We start from the raw sequence: 19895 nt of genomic DNA, 5'->3' as shown, positions 1-19895 counted from the left end.
ATACCTATTGTTTTACAAGAGTGATCTCCACACGTCTGTTACGTGCACGTCCCTCTTTTGTGTCATTGGATGCCAGGGGCTCTGCCGAGCCGCGCCCTTCACTCTGAATTCTTGCGGGTTGGCTTAAATCCAGTGCCAGCAGTTTGGCCACGGATTCAGCACGTGCCCTCGAGAGGTGCCAGTTGGAGGGGTAACGAAGACTGCGTATGGGAATGTTGTCGGTATGACCGACCACCACAATCTGTCCCTCAAGTTTATCCATTGAAGCGGCGATACGATTCAGTAGTGGCAGGAATTGACTGTTGACTGCTACTTTACCGGAAGCGAACAGGCCGTCCCCGGCAATTCTGACCGTACCCTCCAGATGATTCTCCGCGACGCTGACCAGGCCTTGCGTGATCTCATTGGCGAGCAGAATTCTGAGCGAGAGTTCCGGTTTGGGCGGCGGTGGCGGGGTACGCTCAACCACCGTTTGCACATTGCGGGCAATGTTGTGCAGTTCGGCGTGGACCGGATCGGATTTGACATTCAGGCTGAGACTGAATCCGGAGAACATCAACATCAGTACCACACCGGATATCGCCATCACCACCCACAGCGGAACATACTGAACCAGGGCATTCTGTTTCAGCGGATCTCCCTGCCAGTGTGCGGAGAGATCCCGTTCATACTCATCCCGGTGGTTGCGAAGGGTTCGGTATAGATTGTCTTTCAAGGTCTGCAGTTGTGCGTAGCCATCTGGAAGTGGACGATAACGCCCTTCAAATCCGAAAGAGAGACAGACATACATCAACTCCAGCAGCTCAAGATTCTTGGCTGGATTCTGCAGAAGTTTTTGCAACAGTTGAAAGAATTTTTCCCCACCCCAGGCCTCCTTGTGCAGGGTGACCAACAGGCTTTGATCGCGCCAGATGCTCTGATTGCCCCAGGGGGTGGTGAGAACTAACTCGTCAGTTACCGTACAGAGTACATAGCGAGCCCAGAAGGTGGTCTCCTGTTCCACGCCTTGTGCCTGAGCTCTATTCTCGAACGCCCTGATCTTGTCGATGATGGAATTTTTCAGCGACACCGGATCCGAGTGAGAAGGGGTGTCACGCAGTCGGCCCATCATCGATAACAGCGAGGAGGCAGCGACCTCAAGCTTATTCGCCCCATGACGCATCGGCAGACTCGGGGCGGTGCCCAGAGGACGCTGTGGCGGCGGCTGACTGGTCGGTGCCGCTTGGGGTTGAGGAGTGGCAGGGCCCTTACCACCCGGTCTTGGCCGGATGACAGTGCGATCGCCGGATTCGTTGGGCTTCATGCCAAATGGGTCATCGTGATCCATGGTCAATTACCTTTTATCGCCCAAAGTTCAAGTTCCAGGCCCGGAAATTCACCTCCTATATGTATGGCACATCCGCCTGAGGTTTCAAGCAGGTTCCAATAGTCGTTATTCTTGTCCAGCTCGAAATAGCTGAAACCTGCATTGTAGGGAATTTGTCGTGGGGCTACGGAGAGTATGCGCAGCCCGATACCGGGCAGTTGAAGATTGACCAGATCGCGGATTTTTTCCACCGGGCCAATCTTGGTTTGTGAGGGAAAGCGTCGTTGCAGCAGATCCGCCGTCATGCTGGCATTGACCGCCAGGACGAAGACCGCATCGCTCAGCAGGGAGCGGTCCGACACGGTTGCAACGCGGATGCCGTATTTGCGCTCTTCCAGAGGTATGGATACCGCTTTCTGTTCCAGCACCATGCTCAGGGATCGTCGCAGCTCGCGGATCACCGGCAGAAAGGTCTCATGCAGAGACTGGTGCTGATAGAGCGGAAAGGTTGGTGGTCGCTTATTACTGCTGGTGAAGGTTGCCAATTCACCGGCCAGCTCCAGGGCTGCTTCATAGAAGTTCACAGGATGTAGCGGCACCCGATTGCAAAAGTGGGTATAGAGCGGTTCATAACGGTTGACCACCTGCAGCATCAGGAAGTCAGCTACTTCCGCAATCCCTTTACCTCCATCCACCAGTCTGGAGGCAATAGCATCGGCACGGTGATGAAGCAGGCCTTCGATCTCTTTGAGGTAACCGGCCAGTCTTGGGGATACCTGACAGTCAAGACAGGGAGGAATGAAATCCTCATCCAAAACCAGCATATCGTCAGATCGGCGCTCGATAATTTTGGCCACCGCAAGATGGGCAAACTCCTCCAGCTCGGCGTCTCCGATCAGCAGTCGCATGGTCGGTTTGGCAACCTGCAGGGTGGAGCTGTTGGAAGATCCGGCAATACCATCCTTGATGTCGATCTCATCCACCAGATAACGCTCCAGGCCCGCTTCCTGATCGGAGAACCTCACCTGAGCAGTGCCTGGCCTCGAGAGGGGCAGTGCCAGGTAGATGATGGCGCCTTTATGCGCTGCCGGGACCTCCAGGGGTGGTGGGGGATTGTCGTGTCCCGGGATATCGAAGGTGGTGCCATCCGGCAGTACACCGCGACAGGATTCTATGGCCAGGCGACCGAGAGCCAGGGCCTGGCGATCGATTTTCAAATGGGTGAAGCCCCAGCTGAAGGGTGTAAGATCAGCACATCGGGTTTCGATGCGGTGCTCTAAAAACCGCTCCTGCTGTTGAAAGTGGTGAGGTCTGAGGAACATTCCCTCCGACCAAACGATCCTAGACATCCAAGACATGGGCTTCTCTTATTTGTTTTTCAGGATGTTGATGCCGCTTTTACCGAACTCTATCACAAAGGCTGTTTCATCGTTCACATCGATCTCGATGGAACGGCGCCATGTGGCGTTTTCGATATCCCGGTAGGCACCAATGACGCCAAGGTATCTGGTGTCAGGTTGCAATTCACGCTCAAGCAATTTGCTCTCTCCAGGTTGAAAGTGAAGTTCATCGCGCATCAGCAGCTCATCACCCAACAGAGCGACATCCTGCTCGAAAAGATTGAAGAAATCCGCATTATTGAAAACACTCAGCGACTTCAATTCGTAGATTCTTGCAACGATGGGTGATGGCCTTCCATTGATATCCGGGTTCACTCCCTTATCGGCATTCAGAGAGGCCTTTACACTGGATACACTGGAACAGCCTGATGCAACAAAAATTGTCAGTAGTCCGATAACGAGCAAGAGTTTTTTGATCATCTCTTTGTTAAAACCTTTTATCTAAATTGGGATCCGTGTGTTTCAGAGCTTCCAGGCGTCGGATCTGCTCTTCATAGGCCTGGGAAAAAGTGCGACCGAACAGCTGGTGGAAGTCATCTTCCGCCTCTACGGCGATTTCGCTGTACAGTTCGGTAAACAGATCCCAGGTTTTTGCATGGCGATAGAGGGGCAGTTTTTCCAGCAGCGCGGATTGACCAAGCCGTTTTTCCAGAATCTCCGGTTTGAAGCGCTGTAACACCACCTGCAGAGCTGCCTGCATTCCCACCATCACAGCCAGCATGTGGGCTTCAATATCCTCGTGGGCCTCTTCTATGGCATTCAGGGGTGGAAGATAGCCACTCTTCTGACTGGGGTTGACCAGATGTCGCAAGGCCTCTTCGGTGTTGATCGAGAACTTGAGTGGATTATTCTCCACCGGTTGGATCATGGTTTGCGACATGCGAAACTCACCCTTCATCTCGGCTCGGGCCCGCAGAATCGACATCGTGCCCTCCACGTTGGCCCGCATGGCACTACCCAGGTTGCCTAACAGCTCAGCCAGCGATACCCCTTCCAGATAGGATTCAGGGACACCCAGCCCCTCTGCCAGCGCCTGGCGTAAACCTGCATCATCACTGGTCACGCTGGGCTTGGCTGTCACCGGCTGAGTGGCTGGTGGTGGAGTGCTCTTTTGCGCTGGCTCTTTCGCCTTCAGGCCAGGACGCGGTATCGATTCCTGGGCCAGTGCCGGCGCTGCCGGTTGCTCTTCTGCAACGGTTTGGGAGTCGGGAAAAGGGGCCTGGGGGACAAGTTGATCATCCAGCGGCGGCAGGATCTCGGGTGAGGCTTTCGGCTCACCGGCCGGTATCGCATTAGCGGATGATTCATCCAGGTCCCAATCTTCCGGAATCGGTGTCGGTTGGTTGAAATAGGCGTTCAGATCTGAGGTATGATCCGTTTGTGACAGCGGAGCAGGGGATAGCTCGTCGGCTGACTGTTCGACCACCAGTTCAGAAGGGTCCGGTTCATCGAGTGTATAGACGGGCTCCTCAGCCGGCTGGTCCAGCTCAACCGGTGTCTCAATAAGCTGCGGCTCCCCGCTTCCAGGTTCACCAGCAAATTGCTCTGACATCTGTGCAAAGGGGTCATCCAGATTGTCAAACTCCTCCCTCGCAGGGGTTTCTGCCTGTGGCAGGGATACAGTGATCTCATAGTCACCGATTCCGATGGTGTCGCCATCTTCGAGCTTGACGATATTGTCCTTACCCAGCGCAGTGGCGGCACGATTGATAAACACGCCGTTGGAACTGGTATCTGTCAGGTGAAAGGCGTTTTCACTGTAGAAAATCAGGGCGTGACGTCCGGATATGAAGCGCTCTGGGTCTGGCAGCACCCAATCATTCTCATCCCGACGACCAATGGAGCCACCCTGTTGGTCAAAGGTGGCCGATATGGGCTGCGCAGGCGCAGAGCCCGCTTTGAGGCTCACCGTCAAGGTAATGGTTGCACTGTTACTGTCAGAGTACATCGATATTGCCGCTTCTATCTTCTGTTAAATGGCCCTAGGAAAAGTTATAGCTGAATTCATCATTCTCCACACCGATGCGGATATTGCCAATTGATCGGCCCTCCATCTTTTCGACCAGAATATGTCGGCTGATTTCGGGTAACATGGTATTGGTGAGAATCGCATCCACCATTCTTGCGCCACTCTCCACTTCAGTGCAACGGCTGATGATCAAACTGATCACCTCGTCATCGACCTGCAGCGGTATCCCATGATTTTCAAGAATGCGGGATTCGATTCGGCCCAGTTGCAGGCGTACCACCTTGGCCAGCACTTCATCGCTTAGCGGATAGTAGGGGATGACCACCAGCCGCCCCAGCAGTGCGGCCGGGAACACCTTCTGCAAAGGGTCCCTTAAAGCGGTAGCGATGGCACCGGGCTCGGGCATCAGTTCCGGGTCTTTACACAGGTTGTCGATCATCTCGGTGCCGGTGTTGGAGGTGAGCAGAATCAGGGTGTTTTTGAAGTCGATATGTCGACCCTCACCATCTTCCATCCAGCCTTTATCGAATACCTGGAAGAAAATCTCGTGCACATCCGGATGAGCCTTTTCAACCTCATCGAGCAGCACCACACTGTAAGGTTTGCGTCTTACCGCTTCGGTGAGTATGCCGCCCTCGCCATAGCCAACATAACCGGGAGGTGCACCTTTCAGGGTGGATACGGTATGCGCTTCCTGGAACTCACTCATGTTGATGGTAATGACATTCTGTTCACCACCATACAGCGACTCAGCCAGTGTCAAACCGGTTTCCGTCTTACCCACACCAGAGGGGCCGCACAGCATGAATACACCGATCGGTTTATTGGGATTGTCCAGATTGGCCCTGGAGGTCTGGACCCGGCGTGAGATCATCTCCAACGCGTGATCCTGTCCAATCACCCGTTTGGCCAGGGTGTCACTGAGGTTGAGGATGGTCTCGATCTCGTTCTTCACCATTCTTCCTACCGGAATTCCGGTCCAGTCACCGACCACGGAGGCGACTGCCTGGGCATCCACACTGGGTAGGATCAATGGGGTTTCACCCTGTAGCTGATTGAGGTTGTTCTTAACTTCATTCAGGCGCTCCAGCAACTCCTCCTTGGAAGCTGCTGGCGCCTCTGGTGTCTCGGCAGATTCCTCTGATGAAGCGGCTTGATCCTCACCACTGTCGGCCGTTTGATCACTCTCAACCGCTTCCCCTTTGAGTTGCTGCTGCACCTTGAGTAGCACTTCAACCAATCCCTTCTCTTCCTCCCAGCGGGCGGTCAACTGTTCGAGTCGCTGTCGCTCCTGGTCGAGTTTCTCCTGAGTCTCCTGCTCACGCTCTTCGGTGTCGAGTCCAATGGCTTTTTCCCGGCCGATGATCTGTAACTCGGTCTCCAGCGCCTCGATACGGCGGCGGCTGTCATCCACCTCGGCAGGGACTGCGGCCTGACTGATGGCCACCCGGGCACAGGTTGTGTCGAGCAGACTGACCGATTTATCTGGTAGTTGGCGAGCCGGGATATAGCGGTGGGAGAGCCGTACCGAAGCATCCAGTGCTTCATCGAGTATCTGTACCTGATGGTGATCTTCCAGCGTTGATGCCATGCCGCGCATCATGCGGATGGCCCGATCCTCATCGGGTTCATCAACCTGCACGACCTGAAATCGGCGTGTCAGGGCGGGATCCTTCTCGATATATTTTTTATATTCCGCCCAGGTGGTGGCGGCGACGGTTCTCAGGGTGCCGCGGGCGAGAGCGGGTTTTAACAGATTGGCAGCATCACCGGTACCGGCACTGCCACCGGCGCCGATCAGGGTGTGGGCCTCATCGATAAACAGAATGATCGGTTTTTCCGAGGATTGAACCTCTTCAATCACCTGTTTCAGGCGGTTTTCAAACTCACCTTTCATACTGGCGCCCGCCTGCAGCAGACCCACATCGAGTACTCGCAGGCTGACCTCTTTCAGTGGAGGCGGGACATCACCGCTGGCGATCTGCAGAGCGAAGCCTTCAACTACTGCAGTTTTACCCACACCGGCCTCGCCGGTCAGTATCGGATTATTCTGTCTTCGACGCATCAGGATATCGACGATCTGACGTATCTCATCATCCCGGCCCACAATCGGATCGATTTCACCATTTCTGGCCCGTTCAGTGAGATCCACCGAGAACTGTTGCAGTGCCTGTTGCTTACCCATCTGGGCCGGCGCCATGGCATCACTGGCCTCACCAGGGGCGGCGCCACCGCCCACCTGAAAACCGTCGTTGGAGCGCATCGCCTCTTCGGGTGATCCCTCCACCACTTCGTTAAAACGGTCGGTAAGGGTTTCGATATTGAGCTTTTTGAACTGATCTGAGATCCGTAACAGTGCATTGTGCAGGCTGTTGGTCTTCAGGATACCGATCATCAGGTAACCGGTTCGAACCTGGGAGTCTCCGAACATCAAGGTTCCGTAGACCCAGCCCCGTTCCGTAGCCTCTTCCACATGGGAGGAGAGATCGGATATCGAGGTGGATCCCCTGGGCAGAGTGTCGAGGGTTTCGGTAATGTCTTTCGCCAGATGGGAGGGCTCCAGATTGAACTGCTTGATGATGCGGTGCAGATCGGAATCCTGCAGTTGCAGGATCTGATGGATCCAGTGAACCAACTCCACATAGGGATTACCGCGCATCTTGCAGAATACGGTTGCACTCTCAATGGCCTTGTAGCCCAGACTGTTCAGCTTGCCGAACAGGGCGGCACGATTAATTTCGCTCATGAGGGAAGACCTCTAAGTTCAAGGGGTTGTAGGAACAGGTCATCACCATCCCGCCCCAGTGGTTGTTGTGCTAGCCAGCTGGTCCAGCCGAGACGACTTGCGCCGTTGAGACAGAGTTGTGGTACCTCTGGCTGTTCAAGAATCAGGTTCAACTCCCAATCCTGTTCATCACCAATATAGTTTTTTACCACGGAGATCAGCCGTTTCAGGCTCTCTCCGCCGGGTAACATCCGTTGGTAATCCTTGAAGCTCAAGGCGCCCAGTACGATGCGGAATTTCTGCTGTGCCTGCCAGACCCGGTCACCCAGGATGATATTCGTGCCAAGCATGCTGATCTCCAGGGAATCACCCAATCGACAGCGGCTGTTCTCGGGCAGGTCGATCCAGGCGCCGATGAACTCATCGATGCGCACCGGTAGCTGGAAGAAATCCTGCAACACCGCTTCCAGACCTTCAGCATTGCGGGGGTGACTGGCGAAACGGCCGGCATAGTGGAGTTTCGCAAGATCCGGCATCGCATCCCGCTCTCTGAGATGGGGTGAGCCGATACCGACCATCGATCCCAGATAGTCGCCGAACCGGTCATTCTCAGGACGATCAAAACTGACGGTGGGTTGACAGTCTGCCCAGACTCGATAGAACAGGCTCAGCAGGCGGTGATGAAAATGATCGAGAAAGGCAACCTGGGTCGGATCATGCTCGTTGTGCAGACGGTCATGGACGAATTCTGTCAAATGCAGAGGCAGTGGACCGTTGGGGCCGAACAGGCCGAAAAAATAGACCCCCAGGCGGGGTGGCAGGCTCCCTTTACCCTGTCGAAATGAGTTGAGGGTAGAGGGTTGAAAGGCCATGGTTGGGTCCTGACCAAGGCGGATTTTATCCCGTTTGGCATGTCTGGAGTGTGCCAAACGGGGTTCATCCGGATAGGCGCACTCCAGGCGTCTCATGGCTTGATAGAAATCGAAGCGATAGGGTGCCTGTTGCAGTCTGTCAAACAGACTCAAAGGGTTTTTCTCAGACCCAGCCTTACTGGCCATCGTTTGATCTCTCCCCTCTGTTGTGTGACGACTACGGTTTCGGTAAATGAATTGATTGCAGTGTATTTTCGGAAAAACTGCTCCATGACAGCGCCGAACAGAAAAGCACCACTACCCTCGAATGCCTGATCATCGAGTGTCAGGGTGATCTCAAGACCGTGGCCGAAGGCGATCGGGCCAGGGCTCGGCAGGCGTCGGTTCACCGGCTTGGAGTCGATGGATATCACCCCCTCGATCAGCTTGCGCATCGAAGGATCGTTGGTGTCGGCATAGAGCTGTAAAAAGTCTTTCAGTGCCGCTGTACTCTGTTCCCGGTCCTCACTGGCCAGGGAGAGATAGTTGAGTGAAAGGTGGTTGATCAGGCGCCAGCTGATTGATCCCGGCGGTGTTGTCGGTTTCGGTCTGGTCGGCGATCCGATGCAGCGAATATGATTGACCGGCGTACTGCTCTCCAGGGTGAATGGGGATCCACTCTGGCCCAAAGGGATATGCATTGGCAGATCACGGTTTGTACACAGAGTGCTTACCGCAAGCTGTCTGAGATCGGTGTTAAAAGGTGCTTCATCCGCATCCACGATTGCGATGTAGATTTCACTGCCGATATAACCGGAGCGAGCCCCTTCACGCTGCTGTTTGGACGAGAGCAGGCGGGGTTCCCGCCGGTTGGTGTAGTAGGCGCGAGGTTGATCCGAGGCGATGAAATCATTACTGGCATAGAAGGCCTGAAATGTCTGACGCTGCTCCGTATTGGTGCCAAATCCAACCACGTTGTCTATCTCATAGACCTCATAGTCCATCGGGCGTGTACGGTCGGGCAGAATGTGGTATTCCGCCGCTTTCTCGTTGAGATGAATTCTATCCGCCCGTTTGGGAAACAGATTGATCGCCGGTGTACAGTTGAGTAAAAAGTTGGCGTCACTGATACTGCTCTCCAACTCCGGATCGCTCTCATCCAGCAGAAGCAGTAACTCGAGTTGCTGCTGGTCACACCCTTTTATCACAGACTGCAGATCATTCAGCTCCACAAACATGAAACGTTCCGGCAGGGTGAAGTACTCAGACAAAAAGCGGTAACCCTGAAAGGAACGCAGGCCATGGGGCAGCAGGGATTCATTTTCCTCGAAGCCCATGATCCGGATCGGCGATGAGGTCGTGGTTCTGTATTCATCCGAATCAACCGCCCGGCCGACAATCTTCATGGTATGGCCGGCTACGGCTTCAAACGCACGCATACCGCTGTCACCACCGGAAAAAAAGATTGGTAACTTATCAATATTAAGATGGTTGAAGGGGATATCACCGGAGGTCTTGAGTCTGAGACGGATTGCCGCTCGGGCGCCGCTCTGTCTTCCAACACCTGCCAAAGCGATGGCTGCTGGTGTTGGCAGATAGTCGACGCTCTGGATTTCGATCGGCCAAAGGGTGACATCCTGGGCGGTACGGTAGATACAGGCGGTATGGCTGCCTTTGCCTACCCGGCTGCGCATGGTGGAGTGTCTGGGCAGTAGAAAACCTTCACACAGTGAGGGTTCCAGCATATCGACCTGAAACTGCACCACCATCATCGATGGAGTGGGGCAGAGATAGTGGGGGAAAACCCGCTCCATCAGGTGTTGGGTGAAACGGGGAAACTCTTCATCGAGTTTCAGTTGAATTCTGGCAGTCAGGAAACTGAAACCTTCCAGCAGACGTTCAACATAGGGATCGGCACACTCAAACTCATCGAGCGAGAGACGACTGGCTATTTTCGGATAGGCCTGGGCGAACTCTGCGCCCATCTCACGCATGAATTGCAGCTCCTGGTTATAGTATTTGAGCAGGCGAGGATCCATCCGATTACTCCATGCCTGTGCTGAAGGCGTCAGCAAGGGTAACGCCACCCTCTTCGAGATCTATCTGGGTTTTGATCAACAAGTGTGTCGGAGTGGGTACAGCCCAGAGTTGTCCTTCGATCTCAAACATCAATTGATTATGGCTCTCCTTACTGGCATCCCGGACCGAACGCACTTTGACTGAATTGGGCAGAATGCGCGGCTCGAAATCCTGAACTGCCTGACGCACCATCCTCTCCAGTCTGGTTAAATCCAGACCGGAAACCAGATGCCCGGATAGCTCTGCCAAGCCATAGTTGAGGACCGAATGACTGACTTCCGGGTAAGCCTCCAACTCCTCGGTGGTTTCCAGGTTGGTGGTGTTCATCAGCCAGGCCAGGTCGCGTAATACGGATTGGCGCAGACGGCGCATGGAGATGACCCGCTTATCCTGGGACTCTTTGGTCTTGCCGGGTTCATCATCGATTAACCGGTCAAGCAGGGATGGTTGCAACTGTTGTTGGTTACTGGCCTTCAACTGAGTGGTATCTCCGCCTCATTGACTCATTCAGTTTCGCTGTCCGTTGCGGATTGGAACTCTATCTCCCTGACATTGAGCAAGGGGTAATCATCCTGGTCGGTGGCCAGCATCCGTTGGCCAAGTCCAAGGTAGACACCTTCAGCCGGTGTCTGCCACTCTGTTTTGTGAGAAAGCTTAAGTGCCGGTTCCGAGGCATTCTCGGTACCTGGATAACGGCTTGGGATCAGCGCCACGGCTTCACCTTCATTTTCAAAGGTCAGTTGGGCTGGTGTCCAGACCATGTCACGCAGATCCTCTGGTGCCTCCATCGTTACTTTTTTCAGTCGCTGCATCGGGATCCAGTAGTAGCGACCGTTGACGATGGCTTCGATCATAGGACCGAGGCGTGAGTCCGCATCGGCGATCCATTCGAATGCCTGCCCATCGATGTTACCCGGCGTGGCTGGCGCCAGCTCGAACGCCTGGTTGCGCAGACTTTCAGCTTGACTGTATTCCCCTTTACCGGAATGTTTCAGAGCTTCAACCAGAAACGCCGTCCATTCCGGGGGATCACCGAAAATCAGTGGCGACTTGTCACCACTGAAGACTTCCTGTCGGAACAGTTCGCAGCGAATTGCTTCGCGATAGGTCTGGGCCATGGGTAGATTCAGCGAATCCATGTCACCGGCAACCTGCAGCTGACTCAGTGCCCGTTCCCAGGCACCCATCACGCAGAGCAACTGAAACAGGAAGACTCGCAGTTTGGTATCGGATGGTGCGTTGCGTATCGACTGCTGTAGTGTTTCCAATGCCTGGTCTAGTTGACCTTGTTGTAATAGTTCTTGTGCGCCCGTCATGGTGTTTTTGTCTTCTCTGTGTTTTGAGGCAATCTGTAATATCTTTAAGAAAAAACTACGGTTGCCTGCAGATCAATGTAGAGCGGATCAGTTCGATGTTACTGAAATTGAATGTCTCCAGTGTCTGATCTGGATCTGCGCAGCAAAACCTATATTTACCGCGAAAATACCGATTAAAGTCAGAGATTCTGCATTCAAAACCCATCTCTCATCGTGCATGAGAGATGGGTGTGTTGAAGCATTGTCCTGCGCAAGAATCAATCCTGCTTGTTGGTTTCCAAGTTCCAGGTTCTGTCAGTAGAACCACCAGGTTTACCGTCTTGCCCCAGTTCTGTGTACTCCCATTTGATTTTGCCATAGGCGAAGCTTACGGTTTCAATAGGCTTGATGTCACCTTTACTGCAGGTGGGCATGACCGCCTGAACGATGATGTTTTCCATGGTGTATTTCATGAAAATATGCTTGTCTCCGGCGGCTTCGCAAAGATGGACTTCAATCTTCGGAATGTGCTCACCCTTGGCACACTTGATGTTCAGATCGGGTGTGCCTTTATCGATCTCCTTCATTGCGGTAAACGGTTCGAAATCGGCTCGTCCACCAGTACGACCACCCGTGCCGCTGGCACCGGATGTCGGTTGTGTCACGCCGTGACTGATACTAACCAGTTCAATCCAGCCTTTGTGTTGGTCATCGGTACTTTCGCCATCGATGCCATCAATCTTCATAAACATATCAACTGCCATGATTTATTCCTCCAATAAGTGAGATTTTTGGACCTAAGCTGTTTTTTCGGATGGCAGCTTAGAGACCAGACGTAACGAGACTGTCAAACCTTCCAATTGATAGTGGGGCCGCAGGAAAAACTTTGAAGTGTAATATCCTGGATTCCCCTCAACTTCAGCGACAACCACTTCAGCCGCTGCCAGCGGTTTACGTGCTTTGTCTTCTTCTGAAGCTGTCGCCGGGTTCGGTTCGACATAGTTCATAATCCATTTGTTTAGCCATTTTTCCATGTCATCACGCTCTTTGAATGAGCCTATCTTGTCACGCACAATACATTTCAAGTAGTGTGCGAAGCGGCAACTGGCGAACAGATAGGGCAATCGGGCAGCTAAATTTGCATTGGCTGTTGCGTCAGGATCGTCATATTCCGATGGTTTTTGTAGTGATTGCGCGCCGATAAAGGCGGCAAAGTCGGAATTCTTACGGTGCAACAATGGCATGAAGCCATTTTTTGCCAATTCGGCCTCACGTCGATCGGAAATTGCGATCTCTGTGGGACATTTCATATCCACACCACCGTCATCGGTGGGGAACGTGTGAGTCGGCAATCCTTCGACGGCACCGCCTGACTCCACACCGCGGATTCTTGTTGTCCAACCATACAGCTTAAAGGCCCGGTTGATATTGACGGCCATGGCATAAGCTGAGTTGGACCAGGTGTACTTGTTGTGATCTGCTCCTTCCGTGTCTTCTTCGAAGTCGAACTCTTCCACCGGGTCGGTCTTGGCCCCATAGGGAAGGCGAGAGAGAAATCTCGGCATCGCCAGACCGATGTAACGGGAGTCGTCGGACTCTCTGAGAGAACGCCAGGATGCGAACTCCGGTGTCTGAAATATTTTGGTCAGGTCCCTTGGGTTTGACAGTTCCTGCCAGGAATCCATCTGCATCACTGTAGGCGCTGCACCAGCGATAAACGGGGCATGTGCAGATGCGGCAATTTGTGCCATGCCATTGAGCAGCTCAACATCCGGTGGCGAATGATCGAAATGGTAGTCTCCTACCAGGCAACCATAAGGTTCACCACCAAACTGACCATACTCTTCCTCATAGACCTTTTTGAATAATGGGCTTTGGTCCCAGGCTGTACCTTTGAACTTTTTCAGGTTTTTGCCCAGCTCTTTTTTCGAGATGTTCATCACCCTGATCTTCAGCATCTCATCGGTCTCGGTGTTATTGACCAGATGGTGCAGGCCGCGCCAGCTGCCTTCGAGTTGCTGAAAATCCTCATGATGGAGGATCAGGTTGACCTGCTCGGTGAGCTTTTTGTCGATTTCGGCAATGATCCCTTCAATCGTCTCAACAGCATCATCCGAGATGGTGCCGGACTCTTTCAGGACCTGCTCAGCAAGGGTTTGTACCGCACTGGTAACGGCTTCCTTGGTGCGCTCGGTTTTCGGTTTGAACTCTTGTTGCAACAGCGCAGAAAATTCATCCGGTGCTACACTCTCTGCCGCTTCGCCCGCTGTTTGTTGGGTATCTGTTTCAGCCATGTTTTACTCCTCGCCGGTTGAATCTTCAGATGATGCATCGTCTGCGTTGGGAGAAGATGCCAGGGACTGAAGCAGGGTTGGATCGTTCAAAGCTTTGGTAATCAGCTCTTCCGCACCGGCCTTGCCATCCATATAGGTCAGCAGGTTGGCCAGTTGAGTACGTGCATCCAGCAGTTGGCGTAGTGCACCGACCTTTTTGGCGACCGCAGCCGGTGAAAAGTCATCCATACTTTCAAAGGTGATATCGACACTGATGTTGCCCTCTCCGGTCAGTGTGTTGGGCACCCTGAACGCGGTACGGGGTTTCATGGCTTTGAGTCGCTCATCGAAGTTGTCCACATCGATTTCCAGCATCTTGCGATCAGCGACGGGGGGTAGCGCCTCTTCGGGTTTTCCCGAGAGGTCTGCCATAACGCCCATGATAAAGGGCAACTGAATCACTTTTTCAGCACCATAGAGCTCCACGTCATACTCTATCTGTACCCTGGGGGCTCGGTTTCGGGCTACGAACTTCTGGCTGCTCTCTTTTGCCACGGTCTACCTCTCTTTAATGTGCTCTGTACCTTAATCGGTATGTTTGTTATCTAATTGGGGCTTATGCCCGGATCATCAATCTATCTATCTTCCTGTTTCCACAGGAAATCGAAATGGGAAGAACCACCTGGTGCCAGGTCCTGGACAATTTCATAAAAATCCATTTTTACCAGCCGCTTCGCCCGGTCGAGTAGCAGTGGGATCGGGCTGGATGGTTCATTTTTCTCGTAATATTGCGTAATACGCTCAAGTGTCTTGATTACGTCATCGCGATTGTTGATCGTACCTGGGGCGGCCGGTTGGTTCTGCGCTGCCGCTACAGAACCGTCAGCTGCGGTTTCGGATGCTTCAGAAGCACTCTCCAGGCCGCAGCGCTGCGCCACTTCATTGGCAATCTCCTTCAACAGCTCAACGAGGGCACTGAGATTTGGTGCCTGGTCAACTCCGACCAGTTCATTCAGGCGGGATTCGATACCCACCACGGTCTCTGCTGATGCAGTGATCAGGTCCAGCGTCTGTTGGTTATCTTCATCGCTGGACTCCCGGAAAGCCGCATCGATCTGGTCGAGAGAGAGCTCCTGTGAATCGCCTTCAGAGGTTTGTAGATTACCGCTGGCGAGCTGTATATCCCTGTAACTGAATTTTCCCATGATAGTGGATGAGACCACGGGGATCTTATTAATGCCGGCCAGGTAGTCGAAGGGATCGCAGATATTGATCAGGGTATTGATTCTCAATGTTGGATCGTTATCGTCATCCGGATCGAGTTGGGGATGGACTGAATCCCAGTACCCATCCAGATAGCCTTTGACCAGTGCCAGGCCATCGGCCAGGCCATTGAAGCCGTCGGTATGAATCAGTGCCCGGGTCAGATGAATGGCAGCTCGCAGATCACGGCTCTTGCTCGCCACTTCGAGCGACTTTTTCTTCAGCTCCCGCCAATCCGGGTCTTCGGCAGGTATGATGGTATCGCCGAACTGCTGCTCCTCTTTACCCTCAGCAGCTCTTTCCATCTCTCCAAACAGGGGGTCGTACTCTAAATCGGAACCGGCTGGCTCATCATCAGATACTACACTGAGAAGTTGGTCTAGATCGAGTGTACCAGTCAAGCCTTCATCCCCCGTGGGTTAGCACAATAATGCCTCTGCAAACCTGAAACTGAGTTGATATATAAAGTAAACATACCTGTCTAACTTATGTTTTGGTTATTGTTGCCTGACTCCAACTCGGTCGGTCAGGTTGTTTCGTTTTGTGATCTCACCCTTTCATTGGGTAGGTTTAGCACAAAACCCTTGTACTTGATACTACACGATAAATATGTGAACACTAGTGAAATAATACCAAGCTATGTTGTTGAAACTACCCCCAATAGTGATTAGTTCATCGACTCCCTGGATTTATGATTTGTTGTCGCTGATCAATACAGCAACGATTATAGTCGCCGGTACCAGGGTATCCTGACCTGATTACTGCGCCGGCTGCCTACGATTGGCACCAGTCCAAGCTCAACCAGGGTCTCCAGTTGTGTATCCGTAAACAGGCACTCTGTACAAGGTTGCAGGATGCTCTCACGGTTTTTGCGATAGGCAAAGGAGGGGCAATCGGCGAGTGCCGCGGCGTCCTGCTGCCGATCCGACTGAGTATCTGCTGCCAATTGGATTGCCAATGCAAAAGCGGGATTGCCCCAAAGCAGTTCATCACTACACCATTCAGCATCGAGCTCTTCGAACTGGAATGATTCCACAGGATCATACTGTTCTCCATAGGGCAGGCGCATCAATATCCGCGGCAGAACCATGCTGACATTCATTGCTGTACCGCTTTCCCGATACGCTTTCCACGGTTCAAGGGTCTCCGTGCCGGAATCCGCAGCAGAGAGGAGGGTGTCTGCCGTTGCCGCCAGAAGCTGGGCATCCAGGAGATTGCCCAGTGCCGACAAACTTTTCAGTAGATCTAGATCTTCAGTTGAGGAATTAAAATAATGATCACATATTAGAATAAACTTCTGTTCTGATGGTTGCTTTTCGCTGAAACGTTCTAATAGGTATTGATAGTATTCTGATTGTTTGAATCCCAGCTCACTCTGAGTAGTGCGTTGCCACTCATTCCTGGGCAGATCAACAATGAAAACCTCATTCAATTCGTCAGATTCCAGACTGCGAACCAGCCAATCCAGACCACGCCAGTTCGACTCCAGGGTTTGAAACTCGGGATGGTGGATGACTTTTTTGAGCAGACTGCCATGGGGCTCACTGTGATCAGCATCCTGCTCAGAACTCTCTGCTGTCTGCTGCTTGAGTGACCCATTAATCAGGTGTCCAACCACGGACTCAACCACTGAACGGTTCGCCTTGGACTCCCCACTATTTGATGATGGGGTTGTGACGGCGCCATCTCCCAGTAATCTTGACAGAGTCTGTTGATCAGACTCCTGTGCCCCATTGGACGCAGAACCTGCTTTCGTATCGGTTTGCTGTAGCTGATTCAACTCATCAGATGGGCTATCCTGCGATTGAGGTAGTTTATTGTGGAGCTGGTCTGGATGAAAATCGTCCAGGCTGCTGAATCTGAGCTGCAGTGGATCTGCCAGCTCACTCATCTGAATTGTCAGACAAGGTTGCATCTCACTGAGCAGATCGTCGAAATTGTCGAGATCCACCTTGCATATGCCAGGGAGTCTGTTGAGTTGCGGCTCGGACGAGTCCCGGTTGCCAGAAAAACAACCCAGGAGTATGAATTTCAGTTGCTGACTGTCGCCACTGCTGCCATCTCTGCCATGATGCTTTTTTCCAAGTTCAACCGATAGATTTAATCGTTGCGCCATATCGATTACACCTTAAGTAAGCTGATCCTGTCATTTCGGCAGGTCTTGAGGCTTGTCTACACTCTCTATATGTACGTCTGATAGTAATGGCTTGTGATGCCTTTGGGTGCAAAGCACAAACCATGGCAACAGGCCTGGTATCACCCCAGTCTGAGAGACCAGATCAACCCCTGTGACAAAGTACCGTCAGGATTTCATTGACCACAGTGGCTCTGACACACATACTTTATCTCAAATAGCTACAATTACCATCTCGATTTAGCCGTGACCGATAAAACGTTGAACCGGGGTGTTTACTTACTAGTAGTATAAGTTAAAGCCTGTTTTCAGAAGAGTGTCTTTTTCTTTGCTATGATATTTCGATTGGGTAGGAGTCTTGAATGGCGTTTACACAGAGTAACCGGCAGTTACAGATAAAAACCCCGTTGGGTCCAGATGAACTCTTGATTCTGCGCATGGAGGCGAGAGAGGAGTTGGGGCGACTGTCTGAGTTTACAGTAGATCTGCTGAGCGACAATGAAGAGATTGCTCACGATGATCTGCTGGGTAAACAGATGACCGTGCAGATGGATCTGGTGGATGGTGGAAAACGATACTTCAACGGCTTTGTCAGCCAGTTTACCCAGATAGGCCATATTGCCTATTTTGCCCACTATCGGGCCACCCTGCGTCCCTGGCTGTGGTTTTTGACCCGTACCTCCGATTGCCGCATATTCCAGAATAAAAAAGTCCCCGATATCATCAAAGAGGTGTTTCAGGATAATGGCTTCAGCGATTTTGAAGACAAGCTGAGTGGTTCCTACCGGGAGTGGGAGTATTGTGTTCAGTATCGGGAGACGGATTTTAATTTCATCAGTCGGCTGATGGAACAGGAAGGCATCTACTACTACTTCGCCCATGTGGATGGCAAGCATACCTTGGTGATGTGTGACGGATACAGCTCGCACAGTCCTCTCGAAGCTTATGCAGAGATTCCTTATCTGCCACAAAGCGAACAGGGAAGTACCCGCTGGAAAGACTATATCCACGCCTGGAAATTTACCAAATCCGTGCAACCGGGCAGTTTCGCCCATACGGATTACAACTTCACCAAGCCCAAATCTGATCTGTTTGCCACCGCGCCACTACCCAGAAGTCATGCCCATGCAGAGTATGAGATCTACGACTATCCGGGTGAATACGAAGAGTCAGGCGATGGAGACAGTTACGCCCGTCAGCGAATTGAAGAGCTCCAGAGCGGTCACGAAGTGCTCGAAGGGGAGGCGATTGCAAGAGGGGTCGCCAGCGGTGGACTGTTTACCCTGATTGAACATCCCCGGGGCGATCAGAACAGGGAATATCTGATTACCGGAACCACCTGTATCCTCCATTCCGATGCCTTTGAAACAGTGCCGGAAGTTGCCGAAGAACCGATCTTCACCTGCGAATTCAACTGTTCCGTGAGCAAGGAGAATTACCGCAGTATCCGTAGCACTCCGAAACCGATTGTCCAGGGGCCACAGACCGCTGTGGTTGTGGGCAAGGCTGGTGAAGAGATCTATACGGATGAGTATGGGCGGGTGAAGCTTCAGTTTCACTGGGACCGCTACGGTGGCAGTGATGAGAACAGCTCATGCTGGGTAAGGGTATCCCAGGTCTGGGCCGGTAAAAACTGGGGTGCCATGCATATTCCACGGATTGGCCAGGAAGTGGTGGTGGAGTTCCTTGAAGGGGATCCGGATCGACCGATTGTCACCGGGCGAGTCTACAATGCCGATCAGATGCCACCCTATGGACTACCTGCGAATATGACCCAAAGCGGTATCAAGAGCCGCAGTACCAAGGGTGGCTCCGGAGAGAACTTCAATGAAATTCGCTTCGAGGACAAGAAGGGGGATGAACAGGTCTATATCCATGCGGAAAAGAACCAGGACAACGTGGTGGAGAACAATGAGACCACCAGTGTAGGTGTGAATCGCAGTGAGACTGTTGGCAATGATGAAACCATCGATATCGGCAATGATCGGACTGAGACGGTCGGCAACAATGAAAATATCACCATAGGTGTCAACCGAACCGAATCCGTAGGCAGCAATGAAACGGTCTCCATCGGCAGTAATCGCAGCGTCAATATCGGCAGTAACAAGAGCGAGACCATCGGAGTTAACAAGACTGAAACCATAGGCGCCGCCAAAGCACTCACCATCGGTGCCGGATATCAGGTGACGGTCGGTGCCGGGATGAACGAGACTGTCGGTGCCTCCAAGGCAATGCAGGTAGCAGCAAGTGTCACTGAGGATATCGGTGGTGGCCATGGCGTCAATGTCGGCAAGGATCAGAGTGTCACTGTTGGCAAGAACCAAGCCGTTACGATCGGTGAAGATGGTTCAATCACAGTGGGTAAGAATCTGGTGATCGAGGCGGGGGATTCGATCACGATCAAAACAGGCAAGGCATCCATCACCATGAAAAAAGATGGCACGATTGCTATTCAGGGTAAGGATGTTTCAGTCAAAGGATCGGGTGCGGTGAATGTTAAAGCCTCTAAAAATGTTGTTGTGAAGGGCAAGAAGATCTTGCAGAACTAAACCGATCAGTTTTTCAAATGATGCAAAATGACAATACGTGGAGGGTGGAGC

General features: G+C 52.6%; 15 protein-coding genes. 1 reads left to right on the top strand and 14 read right to left on the bottom strand.

Annotated elements, in window-relative coordinates; genetic code table 11:
• Positions 1-4: 4 nt before the first annotated feature.
• The 14 genes from icmH to A3193_RS08145 form a co-directional block, all read right to left on the bottom strand.
• The gene (gene icmH / locus A3193_RS08210) at positions 5-1327 is read right to left on the bottom strand and encodes a type IVB secretion system protein IcmH/DotU (RefSeq protein ID WP_069014497.1); all 1323 of its coding nucleotides are present in this window, start codon (positions 1325-1327) and stop codon (positions 5-7) included.
• 2 nt (positions 1328-1329) lie between these two features.
• Positions 1330-2655: a type VI secretion system baseplate subunit TssK gene (gene tssK / locus A3193_RS08205; protein ID WP_305782027.1), complete on the bottom strand. Its 1326-nt coding sequence runs from the start codon at positions 2653-2655 to the stop codon at positions 1330-1332.
• Between the two features lie 18 nt (positions 2656-2673).
• A complete protein-coding gene (gene tssJ / locus A3193_RS08200; protein ID WP_069005879.1) occupies positions 2674-3126 on the bottom strand; it encodes a type VI secretion system lipoprotein TssJ in 453 nt (150 codons plus the stop codon).
• Positions 3127-3133: 7 nt separating this feature from the next.
• Positions 3134-4654, bottom strand: a complete 1521-nt coding sequence (gene tagH / locus A3193_RS08195) for a type VI secretion system-associated FHA domain protein TagH (protein ID WP_069005878.1) — start codon at positions 4652-4654, stop codon at positions 3134-3136.
• Positions 4655-4688: 34 nt separating this feature from the next.
• Positions 4689-7421 (bottom strand): type VI secretion system ATPase TssH, encoded by a 2733-nt coding sequence (gene tssH / locus A3193_RS08190; protein WP_069014495.1) that lies wholly within the window; start codon positions 7419-7421, stop codon positions 4689-4691.
• The gene (tssG, locus tag A3193_RS08185) at positions 7418-8458 is read right to left on the bottom strand and encodes a type VI secretion system baseplate subunit TssG (RefSeq protein WP_069005876.1); all 1041 of its coding nucleotides are present in this window, start codon (positions 8456-8458) and stop codon (positions 7418-7420) included. Before tssG ends, tssH begins: the two co-directional genes overlap by 4 nt.
• On the bottom strand, positions 8422-10290 hold the full coding sequence (tssF, locus tag A3193_RS08180) for a type VI secretion system baseplate subunit TssF (RefSeq protein WP_069014494.1): 1869 nt from the start codon (positions 10288-10290) through the stop codon (positions 8422-8424). The genes tssG and tssF overlap by 37 nt, the downstream gene beginning before the upstream one ends.
• Positions 10291-10294: 4 nt before the next feature.
• The gene (gene tssE / locus A3193_RS08175) at positions 10295-10807 is read right to left on the bottom strand and encodes a type VI secretion system baseplate subunit TssE (protein ID WP_069005874.1); all 513 of its coding nucleotides are present in this window, start codon (positions 10805-10807) and stop codon (positions 10295-10297) included.
• A gap of 26 nt (positions 10808-10833) precedes the next feature.
• On the bottom strand, positions 10834-11646 hold the full coding sequence (locus A3193_RS08170; RefSeq protein WP_069005873.1) for a type VI secretion system accessory protein TagJ: 813 nt from the start codon (positions 11644-11646) through the stop codon (positions 10834-10836).
• Positions 11647-11903: 257 nt separating this feature from the next.
• Positions 11904-12389, bottom strand: a complete 486-nt coding sequence (locus A3193_RS08165; protein ID WP_068993214.1) for an Hcp family type VI secretion system effector — start codon at positions 12387-12389, stop codon at positions 11904-11906.
• Between the two features lie 33 nt (positions 12390-12422).
• A complete protein-coding gene (gene tssC / locus A3193_RS08160; protein ID WP_068993207.1) occupies positions 12423-13919 on the bottom strand; it encodes a type VI secretion system contractile sheath large subunit in 1497 nt (498 codons plus the stop codon).
• A gap of 3 nt (positions 13920-13922) precedes the next feature.
• Entirely contained in the window at positions 13923-14453 is a 531-nt protein-coding gene (tssB, locus tag A3193_RS08155; RefSeq protein ID WP_068993204.1) for a type VI secretion system contractile sheath small subunit, read from the bottom strand.
• 80 nt (positions 14454-14533) lie between these two features.
• Entirely contained in the window at positions 14534-15562 is a 1029-nt protein-coding gene (gene tssA, locus A3193_RS08150) for a type VI secretion system protein TssA (protein ID WP_069014493.1), read from the bottom strand.
• Between the two features lie 323 nt (positions 15563-15885).
• Positions 15886-17277: a type VI secretion system contractile sheath domain-containing protein gene (locus A3193_RS08145; protein ID WP_069005871.1), complete on the bottom strand. Its 1392-nt coding sequence runs from the start codon at positions 17275-17277 to the stop codon at positions 15886-15888.
• A gap of 380 nt (positions 17278-17657) precedes the next feature.
• On the opposite strand from A3193_RS08145, the gene A3193_RS08140 reads away from it, so the two are divergent.
• Entirely contained in the window at positions 17658-19844 is a 2187-nt protein-coding gene (locus tag A3193_RS08140) for a type VI secretion system Vgr family protein (RefSeq protein ID WP_069005870.1), read from the top strand.
• The last annotated feature ends 51 nt before the right edge of the window (positions 19845-19895 follow it).

The sequence above is a fragment of the Candidatus Thiodiazotropha endoloripes genome, assembly GCF_001708965.1.
GTDB lineage: Bacteria > Pseudomonadota > Gammaproteobacteria > Chromatiales > Chromatiaceae > Thiodiazotropha > Thiodiazotropha endoloripes.
Note: the sequence above shows the minus strand (reverse complement) of the source record. Positions and strands in the feature narration are given on the sequence as shown.